17 protein-coding genes are annotated in these 24,046 nt (G+C 40.0%); 4 read left to right on the top strand and 13 right to left on the bottom strand.

Going from position 1 to position 24,046, the window contains the following annotated elements; translation table 11 throughout:
• Positions 1-623 precede the first annotated feature (623 nt).
• Positions 624-1,367: a cupin domain-containing protein gene (locus EWV66_RS18825; protein ID WP_002762116.1), complete on the top strand. Its 744-nt coding sequence runs from the start codon at positions 624-626 to the stop codon at positions 1,365-1,367.
• Between the two features lie 87 nt (positions 1,368-1,454).
• Here the strand turns inward: EWV66_RS18825 and EWV66_RS18820 are convergent, their stop codons facing one another.
• The 3 genes from EWV66_RS18820 to EWV66_RS18810 form a co-directional block, all read right to left on the bottom strand.
• A complete protein-coding gene (locus EWV66_RS18820; protein ID WP_072927125.1) occupies positions 1,455-2,375 on the bottom strand; it encodes a hypothetical protein in 921 nt (306 codons plus the stop codon).
• A gap of 76 nt (positions 2,376-2,451) precedes the next feature.
• Positions 2,452-3,255, bottom strand: coding sequence for a type 1 glutamine amidotransferase (locus tag EWV66_RS18815; protein ID WP_072927118.1), 804 nt, complete (start codon positions 3,253-3,255; stop codon positions 2,452-2,454).
• A gap of 189 nt (positions 3,256-3,444) precedes the next feature.
• Positions 3,445-4,782, bottom strand: coding sequence for a Mur ligase family protein (locus EWV66_RS18810; RefSeq protein WP_052275377.1), 1,338 nt, complete (start codon positions 4,780-4,782; stop codon positions 3,445-3,447).
• A gap of 163 nt (positions 4,783-4,945) precedes the next feature.
• Between EWV66_RS18810 and EWV66_RS18805 the strand changes: the two genes are divergently transcribed.
• The gene (locus EWV66_RS18805; RefSeq protein WP_052275376.1) at positions 4,946-6,136 is read left to right on the top strand and encodes an HhoA/HhoB/HtrA family serine endopeptidase; all 1,191 of its coding nucleotides are present in this window, start codon (positions 4,946-4,948) and stop codon (positions 6,134-6,136) included.
• 215 nt (positions 6,137-6,351) lie between these two features.
• A complete protein-coding gene (gene lptC / locus EWV66_RS18800) occupies positions 6,352-7,500 on the top strand; it encodes an LPS export ABC transporter periplasmic protein LptC (RefSeq protein ID WP_287107675.1) in 1,149 nt (382 codons plus the stop codon).
• 67 nt (positions 7,501-7,567) lie between these two features.
• Here the strand turns inward: lptC and nuoK are convergent, their stop codons facing one another.
• The 5 genes from nuoK to pyrE all read right to left on the bottom strand — a co-directional run bounded on the left by nuoK (position 7,568) and on the right by pyrE (position 11,598).
• A complete protein-coding gene (nuoK, locus tag EWV66_RS18795) occupies positions 7,568-7,873 on the bottom strand; it encodes an NADH-quinone oxidoreductase subunit NuoK (protein ID WP_197533180.1) in 306 nt (101 codons plus the stop codon).
• A 25-nt stretch (positions 7,874-7,898) separates the two neighbouring features.
• A complete protein-coding gene (locus EWV66_RS18790) occupies positions 7,899-8,495 on the bottom strand; it encodes an NADH-quinone oxidoreductase subunit J (protein ID WP_002734810.1) in 597 nt (198 codons plus the stop codon).
• A 145-nt stretch (positions 8,496-8,640) separates the two neighbouring features.
• Entirely contained in the window at positions 8,641-9,213 is a 573-nt protein-coding gene (gene ndhI, locus EWV66_RS18785) for an NAD(P)H-quinone oxidoreductase subunit I (protein WP_002741201.1), read from the bottom strand.
• 42 nt (positions 9,214-9,255) lie between these two features.
• Complete coding sequence (gene nuoH / locus EWV66_RS18780; RefSeq protein WP_287107676.1) at positions 9,256-10,374, bottom strand: NADH-quinone oxidoreductase subunit NuoH; 1,119 nt, start codon at positions 10,372-10,374, stop codon at positions 9,256-9,258.
• A gap of 534 nt (positions 10,375-10,908) precedes the next feature.
• Positions 10,909-11,598 carry an orotate phosphoribosyltransferase gene (pyrE, locus tag EWV66_RS18775; RefSeq protein ID WP_185236813.1) on the bottom strand — a complete coding sequence of 230 codons (690 nt, stop codon included), beginning with the start codon at positions 11,596-11,598 and terminating at the stop codon, positions 10,909-10,911.
• Positions 11,599-11,651: 53 nt separating this feature from the next.
• Between pyrE and EWV66_RS18770 the strand changes: the two genes are divergently transcribed.
• Positions 11,652-12,104, top strand: a complete 453-nt coding sequence (locus EWV66_RS18770; protein WP_052275373.1) for a hypothetical protein — start codon at positions 11,652-11,654, stop codon at positions 12,102-12,104.
• A 250-nt stretch (positions 12,105-12,354) separates the two neighbouring features.
• Here the strand turns inward: EWV66_RS18770 and EWV66_RS18765 are convergent, their stop codons facing one another.
• From EWV66_RS18765 to EWV66_RS18745, 5 genes are all read right to left on the bottom strand, one after another.
• Entirely contained in the window at positions 12,355-14,349 is a 1,995-nt protein-coding gene (locus EWV66_RS18765) for an ABC transporter ATP-binding protein/permease (RefSeq protein ID WP_287107301.1), read from the bottom strand.
• A 174-nt stretch (positions 14,350-14,523) separates the two neighbouring features.
• A complete protein-coding gene (locus tag EWV66_RS18760; protein ID WP_185236811.1) occupies positions 14,524-15,132 on the bottom strand; it encodes an acyltransferase in 609 nt (202 codons plus the stop codon).
• A 64-nt stretch (positions 15,133-15,196) separates the two neighbouring features.
• Complete coding sequence (locus tag EWV66_RS18755) at positions 15,197-19,669, bottom strand: non-ribosomal peptide synthetase family protein (protein ID WP_353734425.1); 4,473 nt, start codon at positions 19,667-19,669, stop codon at positions 15,197-15,199.
• Positions 19,670-19,854: 185 nt separating this feature from the next.
• Positions 19,855-20,631, bottom strand: coding sequence for an SDR family NAD(P)-dependent oxidoreductase (locus tag EWV66_RS18750; RefSeq protein ID WP_052275369.1), 777 nt, complete (start codon positions 20,629-20,631; stop codon positions 19,855-19,857).
• 55 nt (positions 20,632-20,686) lie between these two features.
• Entirely contained in the window at positions 20,687-23,965 is a 3,279-nt protein-coding gene (locus EWV66_RS18745) for a non-ribosomal peptide synthetase (protein WP_287107303.1), read from the bottom strand.
• Positions 23,966-24,046 lie beyond the last annotated feature (81 nt).

Here is a 24,046-nt window from a genome sequence, read left to right as displayed (position 1 = left end):
CTGTTCTCGGTTTTCATCTTGTAGGGATTCTTGCTTTTTCCCTATCTACCCAGATATTTTTCTTTTTGGCAACCCTTGTCTTGTCAGGTTTTGACCCACTTGTGTCCGTCAGTCAGACTCCTGACTCCTGACTCCTGACTCCTGACTCCTACCCCCAGGAAAAACTTTTTCAGCAGACCCTACTTATTCCGATAAATCGACTAAAAACGTTACAGATAAGGATTTGAGAGAATGAAACGATCCTAGTGTTCATTCCATGAGATTGTCGGCTATGCTTAAGAATTAAGACGATCACCTTCTTGTCGATGAGAAGCACGGCATAACTCAGCCGTTAGCTGGACTAAAAAGCCATCGCGATCGAGTTCCGCCTATTTCCCGTCCCGAAGTTATTAATGAGAGTAGATGAATTCGGAAACTTGAAGGCATAACTGCTTACATAGTATTCTTAGGTAGAAGAATAATACCAAATTGTGTGATAATTTTTGCTTATGAAATCGTGAAATGTTTACTGGGAAAGACTTTTAGGACTATTTGGTTAAATAAACCATCAGTATAGACCTCGTTTCCACACAGAAACCAGAAGAGCCTAATTTTTCGACGCAAAAAAATAAAATTCAGGAAAGATGACTGCTCAATCTCTGTGGAAACCCCAAAAAGTTCACGAAAACTTACTAAGCCGCGTATCTGTGCTTCCCACATCATTAACTTGGTTTCAGACAAACTTTACTGGAATTTGGTTTGGCTGTTTCGAGTCTGACCATGAAATCCAGGATCATCCAGTAACAATGCTGACTCGATTCTATCCGGGTGGTTTTTTTCCGCTGCATGGACATCCCGGTGGTGAAGAGATTTTGGTGCTTGAAGGCAATTTTGCAGATGAAACAGGGGTGCATCCACCGGGTACTTATATGCTTAACCCCGAAGGCTTTATCCATCGCCCCTATAGTGAGGAAGGATGCCTGACTTTTGTTAAATTGCGGCAACATGGTGGTAAAACTCGCCAACAAGTGAGAACCAACATTTTTAATGGCTCTTGGCAAGCAGGTATAGTGCCTGACATTAAGGTTCAACACCTCTACGAGCAAGCAGATTTCTCAGAAAAAGTCTGGATCGAGCGTTGGCTGCCCAACACTCAGTTGGTGAATGTTGTCGAAACTGAGATTAAAGAAATCTTTGTCATTGAAGGTACCTGGAGTGATGAGTTAGGTAGTTATCCAGTAGGCAGTTGGCTAAGATACCCCCCCAATTGCCCCTACAGCCCTTCCTCAACAACAGGTTGTCTCATTTACGTTAAAACCTATCCTGTTACTGATACAACCGCAAGATTTGTGGTCGGTGATGATTTCCAAGAGCCTGAAGCAACCTGAAGTAACCATCTATAGGGATCGAGGGTCGGACGTAGAGCCAAAAAAGACAGGCATTGAGCCTGTCTAGAAAACCAAACAAATTACCGATCAGTTGGCCACAAATAGGGAGTTTTTTGCGTCAAATTTCCAAGCAATACCATCGGGATCTCTGATGCGACTCCAATCGGCAAATTCTGTTTCGGATTTATTTTTCTTGTTTCTACCCAAAACGGCTGGGGTAACTCCTAAACGTTTAGCCAAATCCGCCAAACTCATTGATGAGATAGTTTCAGAATCAGAGGTTAGAGATTCTTCCTTAACTTCTGATTCTGATTGGGATAAAGAACTATCAGGACTGTTCAAACTAGGATTAATTATCTCCTCCGGTTCTTGAATTACCGTTTCTTGAACAGAGATAGCTGCGGTATTTTCTTCCTCTTTTTCCTCAAATAATTTACCTAAATTAGTCAGAGGTTGGGAGGAGGAAATAACAGGAACCTCCGAGACAGAATTTTCGCTTTTCTCGGCGACAATCAGAGAGGATTTAGCCTCCTGGGATTGCTCTAAATTGGTCAGGGGAGATCTCGAGGCAGTAATCGCAGGAATTTGTTTTTCCCCTATTTCTTCTAAAGAGGAGTCACTCTCATCAAAAATACTACCCAAGGTACTGGCAGTGATAAAGTAATAGGCCATACCTTTATCGCCTACAGCTTTTTTTTGCGCTCCAAATTCCTCAGCTTTTTTGTCTAAAAATTGTCTGGCTAATTTGGCCGTGAGATTGGCTTTTGCCGATAGGTCAATCGGGGTGAGACAACCTTGATTGTCCTGTAAAAGTTGATTGAAATAGGGGTTAATCACCGTCGATAATTTTGACCAGCGATAGTCTTGCCACACCTTGACTGCCAGAGTTAAGAAGAAGACAAGTAGGATCAATGGCCAAGCGGTAAAAACAAGGATGATTAGCACCGCTAGGGGAATGATGAGGACGAGAAACCCCGCCGTTTGACGATCGATAATTTTTCCAGTCATAATTTCATAAGCTGCCACAATTAAAATTCTTAATGGCTAGTTTGACTATCTCCTGCCATAAGTGTATATGACCAGTTTAGGCTTTATTGGTCACGCCGGTTAGTTCTAGTCGTTCAAACATGGCAAATCTTGCTTTCAGGGCCAGAGAATCATCAAGTTTTGTTAAAAAAATCGGTTTTTGATACTTTTGTTCTAAAGCTTTTTTGATTAACCAATCGGCTAAAAAGGGATTTTTGGGTAGTAAGGGACCGTGGGCATAGGTAGCGATCGCATTGTGGTAAAATGCTCCTTCATAACCGTCCTCTCCGTTATTTCCGTAACCGGTAATCACCTTTGCCAAGGGAGAAACGGTCTGTAAATAGGTACGACCCCCGTGATTTTCAAAGCCAATTACTAGCGGTTTTTCCCCAGTCATAGCTTTAATTTCCTCCGCTAAGGGAGAGGCCGTAATTTCAAAAACCACGTTACCGATACAGCGTTTCGCATTGGGTCCTGGATGTTTACTTACTAGGTCTAATAATCCCAATCCTTCGATTCTTTGACCGAAAGCTGGTTCGTAATAATGCCCTAATAATTGTGGGGAACCACAGGTAAAAACTCCCGGTATTCCTGCCGATAATTGTTCTTTCATCGCCGCTGCTTTTTTCCCCTGTAAATCCCGCATAACGATCTCCTGTTGCCGATCCTGCGCCCCACCTCCAACAATTATATCTACTTGATAAAATGTCTCTGCTTCTGTTTGAGCATCTAGGGGAATAATTGTCACAGGAATATCACGCCATTGACATCTTCTTTGGATAGTAATAACATTACCTCGATCGCCGTAGGTACTCATTAAGGTCGGATATAACCAGCCGATTTTTAGTTCTAGTTCTTGCATAATTTCTTAGGGGAAATGGGGGAATGGGGAAATGGGGAAATGGGGAAATGGGGGAATGGGGAAGTGGGGAAGTGGGGAAGTGGGGAATTTCAACTAAAACCCTAAAACCCTAACACCCTAAAACCCCCCGCAACGCGTACGCAGTGACCACACCAACACCTAACACCAATCTTCACTCTTTTCTAATTTCTACAAAATCTTTCGTCCCGTGAGAATCTCTCGTACTTCTAACATAGCAGAATAGGTGGGTAAAATATGTAAAGTTTCCTCATTTTTGGTGTTATTAAGGGCAATTTGGATCGCTTTTTTTAGATCAGATTCAACAATTAAATTAACTGGATAAGCGAGACTATCCTGACTATATTGTAAGCGTAAAGCCATATCATAAAGTCGATCGCCTGTTACCACTAAAGTTGTTCCCAAACGGGTTAATTTTTCCGTATCCACATCCCAAATCCAAGAAACATCCGTACCATCGGGGATGCGATCATTGAGAACTAAGAGAGTAGTAGAAGACTTTTCTTTCTGTAAAATATCAGCCACCGTGCGAATTGTTTCATTCATACCCACGGGATTTTTGGACAGTAAAATTCTAACTTTTTTACCCTCAATTTCTAATTCTTCCGCTCGACCAAAAGCCGCTTTAAAACCCTGAACTGTCTCAAAAATTTCTCGATCTTTAATCCCCAATTCCTGGGCTACTAAACCCGCTGCTAAAGTATTATATTTATTATAAACACCGATTAAAATCTGCGGCCAATCGTGACTATGAAAAGCAGGATTACTCTTTTTAAAGCCACAACTAGGACAACTAAAATCCCCTAAATGGGAGAGATAAACCCCGCGATAATCCAAAGAAGCACCACATTTAGGACAGTAAATAGAATCGACAGCGTGGGGAATTTCTTCTAGATACAATTCCGGCTCACTTAAGCCAAAATATACAACTCTTTGGGGCAGTTGTTGACCCAAATGGGAAAGAGTTGGATCATCAGCATTGAGAATCACTAAAGTATTGGTGGGTAGGGGAGATATGGCCCCTTGCCAACGGCGACTAATCGTATCTACTTCCCCATAGCGATCGAGTTGATCGCGAAACAAATTTAGAGCTAAAATAGCGCGAGGACGACAATCTTTTAAAACCAAAGGGAGAATATTTTCATCCACTTCTAAAATGGCATAATCAGCCTTTAAAGTGCCGAATAAATTGGCATCGGCTAATAAAGCAGTGATTAAACCATTAATTAAATTCGCCCCGGTGGTATTATGGGTGACTTTTGCCCCTTGACGCTCTAGAATAGTTCTTAGGAGTAGGGAAGTGGTAGTTTTTCCATTCGTGCCAACCACCAAGATTACCCCCCCTCGGACTTGCCCACAAAGTAGGGGTAACAAACGGGGATGGAGACGACGGGCAATTTCCCCCGGCAAGACGCTGGCAGCCCCTAAACGGAGTCCTTTAACCACAGCAGTAACGGTTTTAGCCACCGCTACGGCTATCCCTAAACGGATGCGATCAAACAATTGCATGAACTGAGATTCTCATAGCTGTTTCGTGATTTTACCGCTAAAAGAATACCGGTAAACGGGTTAAGTTCCCATTGATTCTTCCCTACCGACAAAAAAGACAGCCTATAATATAGGTAAGTTTGGGGCCGATTCTACCGCACACGACATTTTAGGGCTAGAGCTTATGGGTTTATTGACAAGATTGGGGATTTCACTGGGATTAATCGCCCTAGGCGGTACTGTGGGTGTGCTAGGAAATCAGTATTTAAGCAGAAAAGAGCCCCTAGAGGTAAATAAACCGCCGGCAATCCTCCCCGCTTCCCTCTCTCTCCCTGTTATTCCCCAAACCGACGGTAATGTTAATTTTATCGCCCAGGCCGTGCAGAAAGTCGGGCCGGCGGTGGTGCGGATTGACTCGGCCCGGGAAGTGGCCGACCAAATTCCCGAAGAATTTAAACAGCCCTTTTTTCGGCGCTTTTTTGGCAATGAAGTGCCGATTCCCAAGGAGCATTTGGAACGAGGAACCGGTTCTGGGTTTATCATTAGTACAGATGGACTACTTTTAACTAATGCCCATGTGGTGGAAGGGACAACCCAAGTAAAAGTGACTTTGAAAAACGGTCAAACCTATCAGGGTAAAGTCCTGGGGGTTGACAATATGACCGATGTGGCCCTGGTGAAAATTGAGGCGGAAAATTTACCGACGGTGACTTTTGGCAAGGCCGAAACTTTAATCCCCGGGGAGTGGGCGATCGCAATTGGCAATCCCCTAGGCTTAGATAATACGGTGACGGTGGGCATTATTAGCGCCCTAGGACGCACTAGCAGCGAAGTGGGGGTTCCAGATAAACGGGTTCGTTTTATTCAAACCGATGCCGCTATTAACCCCGGCAATTCCGGCGGCCCGTTGCTAAACGCCAAGGGGGAAGTTATCGGTATTAATACGGCAATTCGGGCCGATGCTCAGGGTTTAGGGTTTGCTATTCCCATCGAAACCGCCCAAAAAGTGGCGGGACAGCTATCTAGTAAGGGTAAAGCGGAACATCCCTACATCGGTATCCAGATGGTGACGCTAACCCCAGAATTACGGCAGCAATTGAACGAAACTAAAGAATTAAACTTTAATATTGACCAAAATGAAGGGGTAATCGTCCTGCGAGTGGTGGAAAATTCCCCCGCTCAAAAAGCTGGAATGCAAGCGGGTGATATCATCGAAACTGTGGCAGGAAACCCCGTTAAAACCGCTTCGGATGTGCAGCAAGGTGTGGAAACCAGTGCGATCGGTGGTAATCTGGAAATCGAGATTAACCGCAGGGGTAAACAACAAACTCTCACCGTACAACCGGGGGTTTTTCCTAGCAAAACTAGCGAGTAAACTACTTTCAACCGGTCAAGGGGCGACCCCTTACCCTACACTGGGAGGAGAGAAAATAAGTCGCTGGTTATAATTAAATTAAAAATGGATTTTAGGTTCGATCCCCCCTGCCCCCCTTGATAAGGGGGGTGCCGATAGGCGGGGGTATCCCCCTTGATAAGGGGGGCATCTGATAATTTTTAACGCCTACCTACTTAGCAGCGGAGCGATCGAAATTGAGGCAGCGGTTACAATTTAAACTATCAATTGGGCGCGGGGCTGCCCTTCTAATCGGTTTGCTGGGATTAACGGCCTGTCAACCTCCCGATCCGCCGACAATTTCGCCGACAGAATCGCCTAAAATCGAGGAAACTGGCCGCTTAATTCTCAATAATGCCACGTTAGAACAGGCTAACCCCTCCGGACAACCCCTCTGGAAAATTCAGGTCAAAAAAGCTACCTACACCCAAGACCAAAAAATCGCCCGTCTGGAAAATATCAAGGGTAATATCTATCAAGATGGGAAAGTAGTTTTACAGGTTAGTGCTGACCGCGGTGAAGTCTATAAGGAAGGCCAGGAAATTCTCCTCAAAGATAATATTGTGGCTGTGGATCCCCGCAATAAGGCCATTATTAACGCGCCGGAATTGCGTTGGCTACCCAAGGAAGGTGTTTTAATCTCCCCCAAAGGGATCAAAGGTAGTCATCTACAACTAGAAGCTAAGGCCCGCCAAGGACGCTACGACACGCGCCAAGAAAAACTAGAATTACAAGGTCAAGTGGTGGCTACCGCCAAGGAATCCCGTGTCGTCCTGCAAACCGAGCGCCTGTACTGGGAAATTCCTCAACAAGTCATTAGTACCGATCAAAAAGTCGCTTTTGATCGCTATATTAATAAAACTATTATCGATCGCCTGACTGCTATCGGCGGTCGTTGGGAAAGAAAAAATAATCAGGTTATCCTGCAAGAAAACCTCGAATATCGCTCTTTAGAACCACCTTTACAGATTTCTGGTTCTCAGGCAATTTGGAACTATCAAAATCGTACCCTAACTTCCGATCGCCCCACGGAAATTTTTCAATATCAAGATCAAATTACTATTACTGGTAATCGTGTGGTGGTGGAATTAGGCAATCGCATCGCTTATCTCAAGGACGGGGTTAAGGGAATTAATCAGAAAACTGGGGCGCAATTGTATAGTCAGATCTTAACTTGGAAAATGTCGGAAAAAATTGTCGAGGCCGAGGGGAATATTATCTATGAACAACAGGAACCAAAATTTAATCTCACCGGCGATAAAGCGATCGGCACTTTAGAAGATAATAACATTGTTGTTACCAGTAGTTCCCCCGATCGAGTTGTCACCGAGATTTATCCCCGTTAACAGGGAAAACTGGCCAAAAAAAACTCTCCCCAGAAAAGGGAGAGAGGGGGGGTAAATATTTAAAAGCTTACCATTTGAGCAGATTAAACTGTTCCATATCGATCGTGTCGCGGTTACGATAGATAGTCAGGATAATCGCTAAACCCACGGCTGCTTCGGCTGCCGCTACGGTAATCACGAAAATAGTAAAAATTTGGCCTCGGATATTAGCGGGGTCAAGATAGTTGGAAAAACCCATTAAGTTAATGTTAACAGAATTGAGCATCAATTCGATCGACATTAAAACCCGGACGGCATTGCGACTGGTGACTAAACCATAAATTCCGATACAAAATAAGGCCGCCGCTAATAACAAATAATACTCTAACTGAATCTGCATGATACCTCTTTTTTGGGTCTTATTTAGGGGCGGTTAATTCTCTAGGTCGTTCGGGTAATGTTAAAGCTGTGGCCGTAGGTTCTTCAGCTTTTAGGGTGGGGATAAGGTCACGACGAGCTAAAATAATTGCTCCGACCATGGCCATTAATAACAGCACGGAAGCTAATTCAAAGGGTAGCAGGAAATCACTAAAGAAATGCTTACCGATTTCTACTAAAGTATTAGTTACTACGGCGGGAGAAGTGCTAGAAATTGACCAAGGTGTGATTAAAACCATGGTCGATAACAGCACAAATAAACCAACACAAACTAAGGCAGTAGATGCCTGACGGATCCAACGTTTAGGAATATCAGAAAAGTCCTCTTGCTTATTAACAAGCATAATGGCAAAGAGAATTAAAACGTTAATCGCACCCACATAAATTAGAATTTGTGCCGCCGCTACAAAGTCAGCATTTAGTAAGAGATATAAACCAGAAATGCTGATAAAAACACCGCCCAATAAAAAGGCGGAATAAACGATATTAGACAATAGTACCACGCCTAAAGCTGTCCCGATTACTAGGGCTGCTAAAATGCCAAAAGATACTATTTGAACGCCCTCGGCTAAATTCACAGTAGTTTCATCTCCTTTTATGTTTGAGAGTTATTAATTATTAGTTATCAGCTTCTGAAGGCAAGAGGCAACAGGCAAGAGGCAAAAGACAGAATCTGGCAATTCTCCTACCTAAAAACCGTGACGGCTGATAGCTAACTGCTAATTAATCGGTAATTTCTTCTGGACGTTTACCGGCGCGTTGACTACCGACGGGTAAATCGTGGGGTTCGATGACACCTTTAGGTAGATAACCTAATTCCCTCAGAGGTGTTACCATCGGGTCTTGGGTGACTTTGTAGGGTAAACGGCCTAGGGCGACGTTATCATAGTTTAATTCATGACGATCATAGGTCGCTAGTTCGTATTCTTCGGTCATCGATAGGCAATTAGTCGGACAGTATTCTACACAATTACCGCAGAAAATACAGACCCCAAAATCGATACTGTAGTGTTTGAGTTCTTTCTTTTTAATTTCCTTGTTAAAAGTCCAATCCACTACTGGTAAATTAATCGGACAAACTCGCACACAAACTTCACAAGCGATACATTTATCGAACTCAAAGTGAATTCTACCCCGATAACGTTCCGAGGGAATTAACTTTTCGTAGGGATACTGAACGGTAATCGGACGACGACGCATATGGTCGAAGGTAACGGATAAACCTTCGCCGATGTATTTCGCCGCTTGAATGCTACCTTTGGCGTAATCGCTGACTTGTTTGAGGATGTTAAACATGATGGTCAGAGGGGTAGTAGGTTAACAGGGCAAAAACGGGAATTAACCGCCAAAAGCAAAGGGAAAAGCTAGTTTTAGGGCGGCGGTAAGTAGTAGGTTAACTAAAGATACCGGTAAGAGGAATTTCCAGCCTAAATCGAGTAATTGGTCAATGCGAACCCGGGGTACAGTCCAACGCAAGAGAATGGCGATGAAGATGAGGAAATAGGCTTTTAATACTGTCATCGTAATCCCTAGGGAAGCGGTGATAATTTGTAGCCAGGGATTGGTTTCACTCACTCCCAACCAGCCGGCCAAAGCATTGACGGGGATAGGAAATTCCCAACCGCCAAGATAGAGGACCGCGAAAACTAGGGCTGACAGCACGAGGTTAACGTAGGAACCCACATAAAAGAGAGCGAATTTCATCCCCGCGTATTCGGTTTGATAACCGGCGACTAATTCCTCCTCCGCTTCCGGTAAATCGAAAGGCAGACGTTCACACTCAGCTAAAGCGGCAATCCAGAAAATCAGAAAACCCACCGGTTGGCGCCAGATATTCCAGCCTAAAATGCCATAACCGGATTGTTGTTCGACAATATCAATGGTACTGAGACTATTAGACATCATCGCGATCGCTAATACCGATAAAGCCAAGGGAATTTCATAACTAATCGATTGCGCCGCCGCCCGCAGGCCTCCCAGTAAGGAATACTTATTATTTGAGGCATAACCCGCCATTAATAAGCCAATGGGGGCAATACTGGACAAGGAAATCCATAAAAAGATCCCCACGTTTAGGTCAGTAATCAGCAGATTTTGGCCGAAGGGGACGATGAGATAGGAGACAAACACCGGCATCACCACCAAAATTGGCCCGAAGAGGAATAACCAAGGATCGGCCTTAGCGGGGACGACATCTTCTTTAAAAACTAATTTCAGACCGTCGGCGACTGGTTGTAAAACGCCTAAGGGTCCCGCGTATTCGGGTCCGATACGCTGTTGGACGGCGGCAGAAATTTTCCTTTCTAACCAGACGCACACTAAAACCCCCACCGTGGCGGCTATAATCATCAGGAACATGGGTAAAGGCATCCAAATCGCTTTAGCCACTCCTCCACTTAATCCCAAGTCTGTTAGGGATTTAATGAAACTTTCTTGTAAATCTATGCCTTGATTCATATTTGGCGATCGCTGTACTGTCAATAGTTCGGCATGGTCTGAAGATTTTTAAGCAAATCTTATAGCCTAGTATACAGTTAGTCGGTCTGAGGGTTATCAGTAAAGTGACAAAGGCTTCAACTCATTAGCAGCCAAGAGAGTCAAGGAATCTTGATTCCCCGTGCGAGAATAGGTATTAGTCAATAGTTAGACCCTGAATCTATCAATGTTCCCATCTGTTTCTTAGCACCGACAACCTCAGCTAGTTATCTGGATTTTAGGTTCGATCCCCCCTGCCCCCCTTGATAAGGGGGGTGCCGATAGGCGGGGGGATCCCCCTTGATAAGGGGGGTGCCGATAGGCGGGGGGATCCCCCTTGATAAGGGGGGTTTCTGATAATTTTTAACGCCTACCTACTTAACTTATCGTTTAGGCAACGAAAGCAGCCCGCTTGAATCTGTCTTCCTCTTTGTGTTCTTTGTGCCTTTGTGGTTTATCCCCACAGCCAATCCGACTGTTAAAACCCAGTTATCGAGCGTTTCTCGCCAATCGCCGCTATTTATTGTGATAAGCCGCCTGTAGGTCCCGAATCGAAAACAAAGCTTGAAACTGTATTCCCTGAGATTGGTAAAATTCCGCCCCTCCTTGTTCTCTATCCACCAAAGCAATGATTAAATCTACTTGATAACCCGCATTGCGTAATCTTTCTACCGCTACCATAGCACTTTTCCCCGTTGTCACCACATCTTCGAGGACAACCACCGCAGCCCCGGGGTTTAAAGTCGGCCCCTCGATATAAGCCATAGTACCGTGACCTTTTGCCTCTTTACGGACAATTAAGGCTGGAATAGGGCGATTTTCGTAGGCAGATACCACACTAACAGCACTGACAATCGGATCCGCTCCTAGGGTTAATCCTGCCACCGCTTGGGTATCTGGAGGCAGTAGAGACAGCAATAAACGCCCCACGGCTAAAGCTCCCTCCCCAGTGAGAGTAACTTGTTTGCCGTTGATATAGTAGCTGCTTTTTTGTCCTGAGGACAGGGTGAAATCTCCCTCTCGATAGGCAAGACGGACAAGAGCATCGAGGAGAAATTGATGCAGGGAAGCAGTATCGAGATTCGCTACCGAGGAATTAGCCATATTTTCAGGATTAGGAGTCTGACTGACTCCAAAATTTCGGTTACAATTAAGCCAAAAGTCATTATATATTGACTCGATCGCTAGTATTGATTTCTTTCTCATCCCATTGACGCGATTTTTTAATTAACCCTATCCCTGTGAGGAGATTTTTACCCATGCGCGCTAAGTTTTTACTTCCTCCCCTGTTTTGTTTAACCGGTTTAGTCTGGTTAAGTTCGTCTAATGCGATCGCCCAAAATTCACCCGCCACCAATCCTGCACCGGTAAAAACCCAACAATTGCAACTTGTCCCCTCTCCCGATACGGCGGTGGGATTTAATAATATCCCTGGTTTGTTTAACCGCGCTGTTAATAACAATACGGGTCGTTTCTACGACTATACCAACATTTTAGGACAGTTCAACTCTCTTTTTGGTTGGCGTACTTTTCCCCAAGGTTCCTATTTCGATAATCTGATTACCCGGGATGCCAAATTAACCGAAACTTTATACTATGATGTCATGCAACAGCAACAGTCTGGGCCTTTAATTCGCACCCAAGATTTACCCAATCCCTTCGATACTTCCCTACAGGAAAATCCCAGTTATTTAAGTCCAGGCGGATTTTAATCTACCAATTCAGACTTGAATTGGCTAAGTAGCTGGTTATAATTAAATTAAAAATGGATTTTAGGTTCGATCCCCCCTGCCCCCCTTGATAAGGGGGGTGCCGATCCCCCCTGCCCCCCTTGATAAGGGGGGTGTCTGACAACTTTTAACGCCTACCTACTTCACAATGTAATCGGTCGAGAATCTTCTTTGAAGGTTTCCGAACTGCGGCAAGATACCTTTTTAGGTTCAATCGAAGCTCCCTGAGAAGCTAAACTCTCACCCATTTGGCAATATCAAGGGTTTTGTCATAACGATAGCTCATGCCATCATTGGCAACAATCGTTTGACCTCGACTGGCTTTATTTTTGATGGTACTTAAGCTATAGTTGGTCAGTTTTTGCATTTCTTGATGGGTAAAATTGTCTTGATTGTTTATTTCAGAGACAATTTCTATCGTTTCATCAACGGTTTGCTCATTGTTGGTATGAGTTGCAATCGCTGCTGATGGATGATAGTCTGCCATGCTCATTAAACGCCAAGTAGAATCCTCGGAAAGTTCCAAAACCCTTTGATGATAGTTAAACAAACTTTCTCGATGTCCGACACTAATAAAGGTCTTGCCAGTTTGTTGTAACTGTTTATATAAATGATCTTCATTTTTTAAATCTAAAGCACTGGTGGCTTCATCTAAAATCACAAAATCTGGCTGATTAACGAATAGTCGCGCAAAGGCTAGACGCTGTTGTTCTCCTAAAGATAAAATATTTTCCCAATCCACTTCCTCATCAAAATTTTTGATGCGATTAAGAACATCTTGCAGGTTAACTTCTTGTAAGATTTCTTTTAATTGGGATTCACTCATCTCCGTTGTCGTTTGAGGATAAATTAGCTGTTCGCGCAGGTTTCCCAAAATGATGTAAGGACGTTGGGGTAAAAATAATAAATCGTCGAGGGGAGGTCGCATCAAATGACCTGTACCTGTATTCCATAACCCAGAAATAGCGCGTAAAAGAGAACTTTTTCCTCGACCACTTGGCCCAACAATTAATAAACCTTCCCCTGGTTCAACGGACAGGGATAAATGTTCAACAATCACTTTAGCGGCATCGGGAGTTTGTAAGGTGACATCATCAAAAGCTAGATTGTTATTTTCAATAACTTTAATGGTATTAACAGGGGTTTTTTGTTCGCTTACATCCTCTAACGCTTGGGAGAAATCTTCTAACCGTTCAATATAATTGATAAACTCACCGGAGCGTCCAAATTCATCGACTAACACAGATAAAGCTGTGGAAAAGAAATAGCAACAATAGCTGGCTTGGTTAACTTGTCCAAACTCAATTCTACCACTAATATATAATGGGGAGACAATTAAGAAGGGGAAGATTTGAACAATGGATTCATAGCCGCGGTTAAAAAATTCTTGGTTTCTTTCCCAATTAATTTTTTCAATTATAATTTTAATCACCTGATTGAACTTCCTTTGAATAATATTTAACTCTTTTTCTTCCCCTCTAAAAAATGCAATTGATTCGGCGTGAGTCCGAACATGAGTAATGGCGTATTTATAGGTTCCTTCGGTTTCTAATTGTTGTTTACTGACTTTATTTAATTGTTGAGTAATATAGGTAGCAAGAATATTTCCAATAATCGTATAAACCAAAAGCACTATAGAAATGGTTCTAGAAATTGACCAAAGGATGACAATAAAAACCATCATCTCCATGAGTTTTTCGACGCAGGTTGTTAAAAAGTCCATCGTTGTTCTGGTGATGGGTTGAATTTCTTGGGATAAACGTTGATCTGGATTTTCAATATCTCTTTTAAAATTGATTTGATAATAAGCACGATTTTTAAAATATTTTTGCAAGATACTACTATTGATCCATTGATACCAATCCAGCGCAATTAGTTGTTTAAGAAACTTGGACAATCCTCCGAAAAACGTCATACTACCTAGGGTAATCCCATAAATAATGACAAGATGAGTTAATTTTTCTACATCCCTGGCTTCTGTGAAGGTAATTAAGTCTCTAAAAACAAAACTATTAAACGCATTAAGACCTACTAATCCCACTAATAATAAAAACAATAAAACGAGCATTCCCCAGGAACGAATAATCTGTGAAAAGGCTCTATCCTGGTGTTCTTTAGGATACCAATAAACTTGAATAAATCTTAAAAATTCTTGAAGAGATTGATTGAAAGTTCGGACATCTTCTTTGAGATTTATACTATCTGAGGTTTTTTCAGCAACATTCATAGGATTCTCCTTACTCTAAAATGAGGGACATTAGAACTTTGAATGTCTATCTCTTAAGTTAGACACTAATTCAGCATACCATAAAAATCTGCATTATTATCACAAATTATATTACTACTATTTTCTGGCTTTTTTACAGATCAGGAATGAATATTAACCGGAATTGAATCAGATTCATAATCGTTTGATAATTTTGGCAGGATTACCAGCAACAACAGTAAAAGGTTCTACATCTTTTGTTACAACAGAACCTGCTCCAATAATTGCTCCTTTCCCAATCGTAACTCCTTTAAGAATTCCAACATTAAATCCAATCCAAACATGATCTTCTATCACCACAGGTGCAGATTTTATATCAACATCCTTAGCATCCTTAATCAGATTATTCAAAATGACTACTTCCACAAATTCTTTCTGTCTTAAAATATAATTTAATGAATGAGCATCGGTATCATAAATATTGACATCATCGGAAATCATAACTTCGTTTCCAATTTTGATAGAATTGGCCGATCTAATTCGAGTTCCTTCACCAATATAACAATTTTTACCTATTTCTATTTTTCCACCATGAGCAAATAAAAATAATTCACCCAATATGATGGTATTCTCTCCAATTTGAATTAGACTTTTATCCTCCCTACAGTTTATACACTTTCCGATAAATTTGACGGAACTGTGAAATGTAGCATTGTCGGAAAGTTTTTTATGTTTTTCGATCCGTTCTTGTTCTTCTAAAAATTTTGAAATTAATAAATATAATTTATGTTTTAAGTTAAACATAAGATTGATCTCGTGGAATTCATGATCTGGATTTTTGAATTTAGAGGTGTGATAAAATCGACATTTATTGTGTTAAAAACCCACTTTTAGTAAAATATGCAAAATAAGTTTTTAACAATTTGTGATCAATCGGGGGAAAATTAAAGGCCGTACCCTTTAACCCCATTACCGTATTTTGAGAATCCAACTCGGGGGAATAACCTGCCGATAAATTTTCATCTGAAAAAATATCTAACACCGGAGATAAAGCATTATCTGTATTAATTTTACATTGTTCGGTTAAATGCGATCGCCATTTTTCAAAAGAAACCAACTGCAACGGATAACCCATTTCCCGAACACAATCAAATAAGTCACGATTTAAGGTTGGGTGAGAATTCAACAAATGAAATGCTTTCCCTAAAGAGCTTTCTTGACTGGCTAAATGTACAATTGCACCACTCACATAATCCACAGGAGTGAGGTCTTCTGTACTGTCACCAAAATCAGGAATCATTCCTAATTGAATACACCCTTTAATCAGACGACAAAACAAATCTTCTCTATTACAAATTCCGGTTTTACTATGTCCAATAATTCGAGATGCTCTAAAAATTGTCATCGGAAGTCCCCGCTTTCGAGCTTCCATGATTAATTTTTCAGCGACCCATTTACTTTGAGTATAACCAGCATTGAGTCCATGATTTATACCTAGAAGATCAGATTCTTGAATTAAGTTTCCTTGAGCATAACTGGGGGAAAAAATAGAAATCGTTGAGACAAAATGAACAGGTTTAGTTTTAATTAAGCACGCTAATCTCAAGATTTCTGCTGTTCCTAAAACATTAGTGGGTTTCAGTATTGAATAGGGATAAATGGCATTAACCCAAGCTCCATTATGATAAATCACATCAATTTGATTCCCTAAGTCCAGAAAATCTGGTTCACACATTCCTAAACGCTTTTGGGATAAATCACCAATAACAGGAATAATACGAGAGCTTTTCTGTTCATCCCATAATTGAAAGATTTTTAATTTCTGGTAAATTTTCGCTTGAGCTTGTTCTAAACTTTTGTCTCGAATTAAACAATGAATATTAGCTTCTGTTTTGTCTAATAATTCAGCTAATAAATGAATTCCGAGAAAACCCGTAGCTCCTGTTAGCAAAATATCAGCAGGTTTTTGAGGAAAGGGAGCCACAAGATTCGGCGGTTGAATGGAGGGATCTAAGGTAATTTCGACTTGCCAATCTGGGATTTGATCGCTCTCAATTTCATCAGATAAATTCAAGTCTAAATTAGAGGATAATCCTGCTACCGTCGGTTCTGAAAAAAGATAGTTTAAAGGAATATTAATAGCTAATTGTTCTCGCAGTCGAGAAATCACTTGGGCAGCTTTTAAAGAATGACCACCTAAGTCAAAGAAATTATCGAAAATACTAATTTGCTTTAACCCTAAAACATCTTGCCAAATCTCAGCAACAATTTTTTCCGTAGCTGTTCGGGGTGTAATCATCGTTTTTTGCTCCTGAATTTCGGTGGGTGCGGGTAAAGCGTTACGATCAATTTTCCCACTACTCATTAAGGGCAATTCTTGAAGCTGTACAAAGAAAGCTGGAATCATATAATCTGGTAATTTCTGTTTGAGAAAACTTCGCAATTTTGCAGGATCAATGGATGGAGATTTTGGCACAATATAAGCCACTAATTGTTTATTATTTTTTTGATCTTCTCGAACAATTACCGCCGTCGCTCGGACATCTGGGTATTCAGTTAATACGGCTTCAATTTCGCCAATTTCAATGCGAAACCCTCGAATTTTGACTTGATTATCAATGCGTCCTAAAAACTCTATATTTCCATCGGGTAAATAACGAGCTAAATCTCCAGTTTTGTAGAAACGTTGATATTCTGATGAATTAAAAGCATGAGTAATAAATTTTTCACGGGTTAAATCATCGCGATTGAGATAACCTTTGGCCAAACCTAAACCTCCAATTAACAGTTCTCCTGGTATTCCAATGGGGACTTGTTGCAAATAGCGATCACAAATATAAACCTGTGTATTTGTAATCGGTTTACCAATGGCAACAGAATGAATTTGAGCAATTTTATGAATGAAATTGGGATTAAAAACTGTGCTGGTTATCGTAGCTTCTGTCGGTCCATAGGCATTCAACCAAGTGATATCTTCTCGTTGACTATTTGATAGGATTTTTTGCCATAATATTAATCGCTCTGCTAATACTTCTTCACTTCCTGTAATCACTAAGCGTAGGGTTTCTGGTAAAGTTATTAAAGTTTGAGATAAATCTAATACCCATTCATGCCAATAAGTAGCCGGAAGATTAATTATCGTTAAACGATTGTGCTGAATAAATTGAGTAAAATCAGCTAAAGAAGTGAACATTAATGCAGGACGCATGACTAAAGTTGCACCCGTTAAAAAGGTTGGATAAATTTCTTCAGCAGCTACATCAAAGGTAAAAGAAGCAAATTGTAAAATTCGATCACGACTTGTTAAATCATAGGCTTTAATGATTCCTAAGCTATGATTAACTAAACTTTGATGTTCAATCATAACCCCTTTAGGAGTGCCTGTTGAACCAGAGGTATAAATAATATAAGCTAAATTATTTGGCTGAATAGGGTTAAATAAATTGTTTTGACTTTGACTAGCAATTGAGTTTTCTTCAGTATCCAGACAAACTACTTTTGCTTGATGATTACGGAATAAATTAATCAAGGTATTTTGAGTGATTAATACCGAGACTTGAGCATCATTTAAGATATAGTTTAAACGCTCTTGGGGATAATTGGGAGCTAGAACAAGATAAGCAGCACCCGTTTTAATAATTGCCAAAAAACTGATAATAATAGATACAGATTGTTCTAAACAAATACCCACTAATGATTCAACTTTAACCCCCTTAGATTGGAGATAATGAGCTAATTGATTGGCACGATCATTTAAGTCTTGATAGGTAAATTTTTCCTTGCCCCATTCTATTGCGATCGCAGTTGGAGTTTTTAAAACTTGATGTTCAAATAATTCATGAATACAAACCTTGGGATTTTCAGCAATATTAGTCTGATTCCATTGAGCTAATAACTTTTGTTCTGATAAAGGTAAAATAGGTAATAATTCAATCGATTGTTCAGGATTAACGGCAATTCCTTCTAATAAAGTTTTAAAGTGGGTAATCATGCGTTCAATCGTGTCTTGATTAAACAACGCGCAATTATAATCAAACGATCCAACTAAACCCTCAGTCGTTTCTTGCATGGCTAAGGTTAAATCAAATTGAGCAATTAAAGCATTCATCGGAACGGGAGTTAATTTTAAATCCGCCATCGAAAAATGATTAATGTGCAGCATATCTTCCCAAGAAAACATCACTTGGAATAAAGGACTATAACTTATATTTCGTTCAGGATTTACCGCTTCTACCACCTTTTCTAAGGGTAAATCTTGATATTCATAAGCTTCTAAAACCACTTGTTTAACTTGATTTAATAAAGCTTGAAATGAGAGATTTTCTTTAAACTGAGTGCGAATGGGTAAGGTATTAACAAAGCAACCAATTAAGGGTTCAATTTCAGGAAAATGTCGATTGCCACTGGGAATCCCAATCACAATATCTTCTTGACGGCTATAGCGATATAATAAAACATTAAACGCCGTTAAAAGCGTCATATTCAAAGTAGCGGTTGACGTTTGGCTAATATTTTTCAGGTGTTGGCTTAATTCTGGACTTAGTTTAAATGTACAATTATTGCCTTTAAACGTTTGTATGGGAGGACGAGGATGATCAGTGGGAATTTCTAATAAGGGTGGAATTCCGGTTAATTGTTGTTGCCAATAATTAACTTCCTGGGTGAGTTTATCTCCTTGTAACTGTTGTCTTTGCCAAACGGCAAAATCACCATATTGAATAGGTAAATCGGGTAAAGGATTAGATTGTTTTTGTAAAAAAGCTTCATATAAATGAGAAAGTTCTTGTAGTAAAACTTTCATTGACCAGCCATCAAAAATAGAATGGTGTAAACTCAAAAATAAAAGATAAGAGTCAGCTTTTAATTTAACCAAAAAAGTCCGCATTAAAGGAGCTTGGGTTAAGTCAAAGGGAGTATAAATTTCTTGTTCGGTTAATCGCTCTAATTCTTGGGTTTGTTCCGCAGAAGATAAAGACTGTAAATCCACTAAAGGCAAATTTAACTGAATTTTCGGTTTAATAATTTGTCGGGGAATTTCGTCAACTTCTTGAAAACAGGTCTGCAACACTTCATGACGTTGCCTAATAGTTTCTAAAGCTTTTCTAAAGATATCAATATCCAAATTGCCGTCAATTTGAAAGCGAAACGGCATATTATAGGTATAGCCTTGAGCTTCTAATTGGTACAAAAACCAAAGTCGTTCTTGAGAAAAAGAAAGCGGTACAAGTTGAGATGGATTCCTAGTAGGTATCGTATTTGTTTTTACACCGATTCCTTTTTTTTGTAGTAACAGCTTGAGTAATTTCTGTTTGTCTTGAGAGTTATGGTTCATTTTTGACATGGGTTAAATAGGATTAATTTAGTGAAGGTTGGTTTGATGGATACAATAGCGATTTTTGTTAATTGTTTTTTTTCTAGAGCGAACTAATCAATTAAGTCTCTTGCCAGATAAGGATTTAGTCGATTTATGCCCCCCTATCGAACCATACCAAGTAACGAAGAACCAAAATTGTTTAATTATTGATGCTAAATAGCGGTATAACCTCCATCTACCATTAAAATTGCTCCAGTGACATAAGAGGAAGCTTCAGACGCTAAAAACACGACAGGGCCAATTAACTCTTCTAAATCTCCGGTTCGTTTCATGGGAATTCTAGTATATAATTCGTCCATTTCATTGGAAGTTGAACGTAAACCTTCTGTTCCTTCCATCATATTATTCATATACCCCGGTGCAAAAGCATTGACTCGAATTTTGTGACTAGCTAATTCGACCGCTAGGGATTTTACTAATTGATTGACCCCACCTTTTGCGGCGCTATATGCTCCTGAAGATTTGGGAACAGCAACGAAAGCACAGATAGAAGAATTCATAATAATTGATCCCTTTGTTCCTTGTTTGATCATTTGTTTGGTTGCGAGTTGAGCGCAATTAAAATAACCTTTTAAGTCAACATTAATAACCTGATCCCATTCAAATTCCTCTAATTCATCAGTGTTTTTGAGAATTTCAACCCCTGCATTACAGACCATAATATCGAGTTGACCATAATGAGCAACCGCCTGGTTAATTAAATTCTGACAAGCTTGACGTTGACGAACATCGGTCTTAATTGCGATGGCCTCACCTCCTGCTTCTTGAATCAGTTGAACCGTTTGTTCAGCACCAACTTGATTAATATCACCAATTACCACCTTAGCTCCAGCTTGTGCTAACCCTTGCGCTAATACCCGACCAATTCCTCGGGCAGCACCCGTGATAATTGCAACTTTACCTGTTAAATCAAAGAGATGATTTGTCATTTTTTTCCTTCAGTTTAAATCAATGTCCATTATAGAAATATTAAGTCATTTAGGTTCAGCTTTGAGATAATAAAGCTTGAACTTCTTCTGGTGAAAGTTGGGAAATTTCTTGAACTGTTACGGCAATTTCATTTAGTAACCCTTCATTCCCCACTAATTCAATCATGACTTGAGTTAATTGGCTGATAGTTGAGTGATTAAAAAGTTGACGCACAGAAACTTCAATTTCTAAGGTTTGACGGATTTTACTAATCAGTTGAATTGCTTTTAAAGAATGCCCACCTAACAGAAAGAAATCGTCTTCAATCCCAACTCGTTCGACTTCTAAAATTTCTGCCCAAATTCCTGCTAAAACTTCTTCAATTGCAGTTCGAGGAGCGACATAATTTTGAGTTAACGATAAGGGGTTTTTATCGGGTATTGGTAAGACTTTTCGATTAACTTTACCGTTAGGACTGAGTTGAAAAGATTCCATCACAACAAAAGCAGAGGGAATCATATAATCGGGTAGCCAGTTTTCAAGGAAATGACGTAATTCAACTTGGTTTACGGTTTCACCTGAACGGGGAATAAAATAAGCGGCTAAATATTTTTCTCTAGCTGTTTCTCCCTGAACTGTAGCAATGGCTTGGGCAATTTGAGGATGTTGATTTAAAATAGTTTCTACTTCCCCTAATTCAATTCTATAACCTCTAACTTTCACCACATCATCAATTCTTCCTAAATATTCAATGTCTCCATTGGGTAAATAACGAGCTAAATCTCCAGTTTTATACAACAATGAATTATCGCTAAAGGGATTAGGAATAAATTTTTCTTGGGTTAATTGGGGATTATTGAAATAACCCCGCGCTAAACCGCCACCCGCAACATATAGCTCCCCAGTCACTCCGATAGGTACGGGTTGAAGATGGGAATTTAAAATATAAACTTGCACATTAATCGCGGGTTTACCAATGGGAATATACTTCGGCCAAAGCTCAGGATTAGGGTCAAAGGTATAACTGGTAACGATATCTGCTTCTGTGGGTCCATAATAATTGTAAAGGGTACAATGTTCGAGTTTTTTGAATGTAGAAATCATCGTTGGAGTAATTTGTAATTGCTCTCCAGCTGAAATAATTTCACGCAAGTTAGCAAATAAGTAGGTTTCCTCACTATAGGTTTCAATTAATTGTTGTAACAAAGTAACGGGCAAAATCGCTTTATGAATGGGTTTATTTGCTAACAATTGACTTAATTTAGCCAGGTCTAAGCGAGAATCTTCTGGAACAATAAATAAGCTTCCCCCTAAACACAAAGCGGCAAAGATTTCGTGATAGCTGACATCGAAATTAAAGGGAGCAAATTGTAAGAAATTCCTTTCGGATGACGTTTTTAATTGATGATGCTCAATAATATTCGTTAAGGATTGATGCAGGATCATAATCCCTTTAGGTACACCCGTAGATCCTGAACTATAAATAATATAAGCCAAATCCTTTAAACTAACGGGGTTGCCGGGATTATTCTTGGGTTCTAAGGCAATTTCTGAACCTTGTTCATCCAATAAAATCCGTTGAGAAATGGTTTCACTGTTTAAGAGTAATTGACAATTTTTTTCGGTTAAGAGGGTTTTAAGTTGGGTATCTTGCAGGATGTAAGAAAGTCTTTCTTGAGGATAGGTTGGGTCTAGGGGAACACAAACGCCGCCTACTTTTAACACTGCTAAAACGGCAATCACCATATTAACAGACCTTTCTAAACAAATCCCCACTAAAGATTGAGAACTAACCCCAATTTTTTGTAAATAATGAGCCAGTTGATTAGCAGATTTATTCAGTTCTTGGTAGGTTAATTGTTGCTCTTGAAAAACAACGGCAATGGCTGAAGGAGTTTTGAGAGTTTGTTGCTCAAATAATTGATGAACGCACTGTTTTAGATGCTTTTGAGGCGCAGTTTGATTCCATTCAATTAATAATAATTGATGTTCAGCTTCCGTTAATAAAGGTAAGTCTTGAATCCGACGATGGGGATTAATGGCGATTCCTTCTAATAAGGTTTTAAAATGACCTAACATCCTTTCAATGGTGTCATTTTCAAATCGTTCTTGAGGATAAATAATTTTAATACTTAAGGCTTCTCCAGGGGTGACAATAACCGTTAAGGGGTAATCAGCATTGCCATAATCTTGCATTTCACCAACTTGTAAACCGCCTAAATTCTCACTATCATTGTCGCTAAAGGGTAAATTTTCAAAGACAACAAAACTTTCAAAAACTGAATGAGGGGAAGGAATTTCACTCCATTTTTGAATATCAATTAGAGAACTATAACTATATTGCTCTCGTTCTAAATGCTCTTGTTGTAATTGTTGAAACCAAGTTAATAATTCAAGTTGAGGCTCAATTTGGATGCGAACGGGTAAGGTATTTAAAAACACCCCCACCATCGATTCAATCCCTGTAAAATTGGGCGGTCGCCCCGAAACTGTTGCCCCAAATACAATATCAGATTCACTACTATAATGATGCAATAATAAAGCCCAAGCTCCTTGAATGAAGGTAGAAAGAGTAAGGCGATATTCTTGGGCGAGTAATTTCAGACGACTGGTAATTTCTGGAGAAAGTTTTGATTTTTGATCAAGATAATTTTTACTTTGATTAACAAGAGGATTTAACGGTTTATCAACTACTAATGGGGTCGGAGAGGTAAAACCTTGAAGATTTTGTCGCCAAAAGCGTTCGGACTGAGTTTGATCTTGCTGTTGTACCCAATTAATATAGTCTTGGTAAGGGCGAGGTGTCGGTAAATTGACGGGTTGATGGTTGATGAGTCCAGCGTAAAACTCGAAAACTTCTTTCAACAGAATTGCTGTTGACCAACCATCTAATAAAATATGATGTCCAGTATTAATAAATTCATATTTTTGATCTTCGACTTGAATTAAATGACATCGAATTAAGGGGATTTTATCTAATTCAAAATATTGCTCTTTATCAGAGGTTAATAATTTCTGAAATTTAGTTTCTTGTTCGGCGGGAGAATGCGATCGCCAATCATAATTAAACCAAGGCAAGGTGACATTTTTTCTAACTATTTGTAAAGGCTGTTTGGTTTTTTTCCAAGCAAAACAAGTCCGTAAAACACTATGTCTATCTACTACTTTTTGCCAAGCTTGTTGGAACGCATTAATATCTAAATTGCCTTGCAAGGTGATTTGAATTTGTGATAAATACGTCTTTGATTCTGGATTATATAAAGAATGAAATAGCATCCCCTGCTGCATGGTAGAAAGGGGATAAATGGATTCAATATCTTTTTTACTAACCTTAGATTGTTGAGGTGTGACCATTGTTTTTCCCAATAGATTAAATAAAAATGTGCGTGAGTTTCTTGAATCAAATTTAGAACGAATTACCTTTAAGGCTCTTCT

Source organism: Microcystis sp. M_OC_Ca_00000000_C217Col, from assembly GCF_007095585.1.
In the GTDB taxonomy this organism is placed as follows: domain Bacteria; phylum Cyanobacteriota; class Cyanobacteriia; order Cyanobacteriales; family Microcystaceae; genus Microcystis; species Microcystis panniformis.
This window is presented reverse-complemented; position numbering and strand designations above follow the sequence as displayed.

What these genes read in the sequence shown, in the direction of transcription:
- EWV66_RS18825 (WP_002762116.1), top strand. Translation starts at nt 624, where the DNA reads ATGACTGCTCAATCTCTGTGGAAACCCCAAAAAGTTCACGAAAACTTA.
- EWV66_RS18820 (WP_072927125.1), bottom strand. Translation starts at nt 2,375, where the DNA reads ATGACTGGAAAAATTATCGATCGTCAAACGGCGGGGTTTCTCGTCCTC.
- EWV66_RS18815 (WP_072927118.1), bottom strand. Translation starts at nt 3,255, where the DNA reads ATGCAAGAACTAGAACTAAAAATCGGCTGGTTATATCCGACCTTAATG.
- EWV66_RS18810 (WP_052275377.1), bottom strand. Translation starts at nt 4,782, where the DNA reads ATGCAATTGTTTGATCGCATCCGTTTAGGGATAGCCGTAGCGGTGGCT.
- EWV66_RS18805 (WP_052275376.1), top strand. Translation starts at nt 4,946, where the DNA reads ATGGGTTTATTGACAAGATTGGGGATTTCACTGGGATTAATCGCCCTA.
- ndhI (WP_002741201.1), bottom strand. Translation starts at nt 9,213, where the DNA reads ATGTTTAACATCCTCAAACAAGTCAGCGATTACGCCAAAGGTAGCATT.
- nuoH (WP_287107676.1), bottom strand. Translation starts at nt 10,374, where the DNA reads ATGAATCAAGGCATAGATTTACAAGAAAGTTTCATTAAATCCCTAACA.
- pyrE (WP_185236813.1), bottom strand. Translation starts at nt 11,598, where the DNA reads ATGAGAAAGAAATCAATACTAGCGATCGAGTCAATATATAATGACTTT.
- EWV66_RS18770 (WP_052275373.1), top strand. Translation starts at nt 11,652, where the DNA reads ATGCGCGCTAAGTTTTTACTTCCTCCCCTGTTTTGTTTAACCGGTTTA.
- EWV66_RS18765 (WP_287107301.1), bottom strand. Translation starts at nt 14,349, where the DNA reads ATGAATGTTGCTGAAAAAACCTCAGATAGTATAAATCTCAAAGAAGAT.
- EWV66_RS18760 (WP_185236811.1), bottom strand. Translation starts at nt 15,132, where the DNA reads ATGTTTAACTTAAAACATAAATTATATTTATTAATTTCAAAATTTTTA.
- EWV66_RS18755 (WP_353734425.1), bottom strand. Translation starts at nt 19,669, where the DNA reads ATGTCAAAAATGAACCATAACTCTCAAGACAAACAGAAATTACTCAAG.
- EWV66_RS18750 (WP_052275369.1), bottom strand. Translation starts at nt 20,631, where the DNA reads ATGACAAATCATCTCTTTGATTTAACAGGTAAAGTTGCAATTATCACG.
- EWV66_RS18745 (WP_287107303.1), bottom strand. Translation starts at nt 23,965, where the DNA reads ATGGTCACACCTCAACAATCTAAGGTTAGTAAAAAAGATATTGAATCC.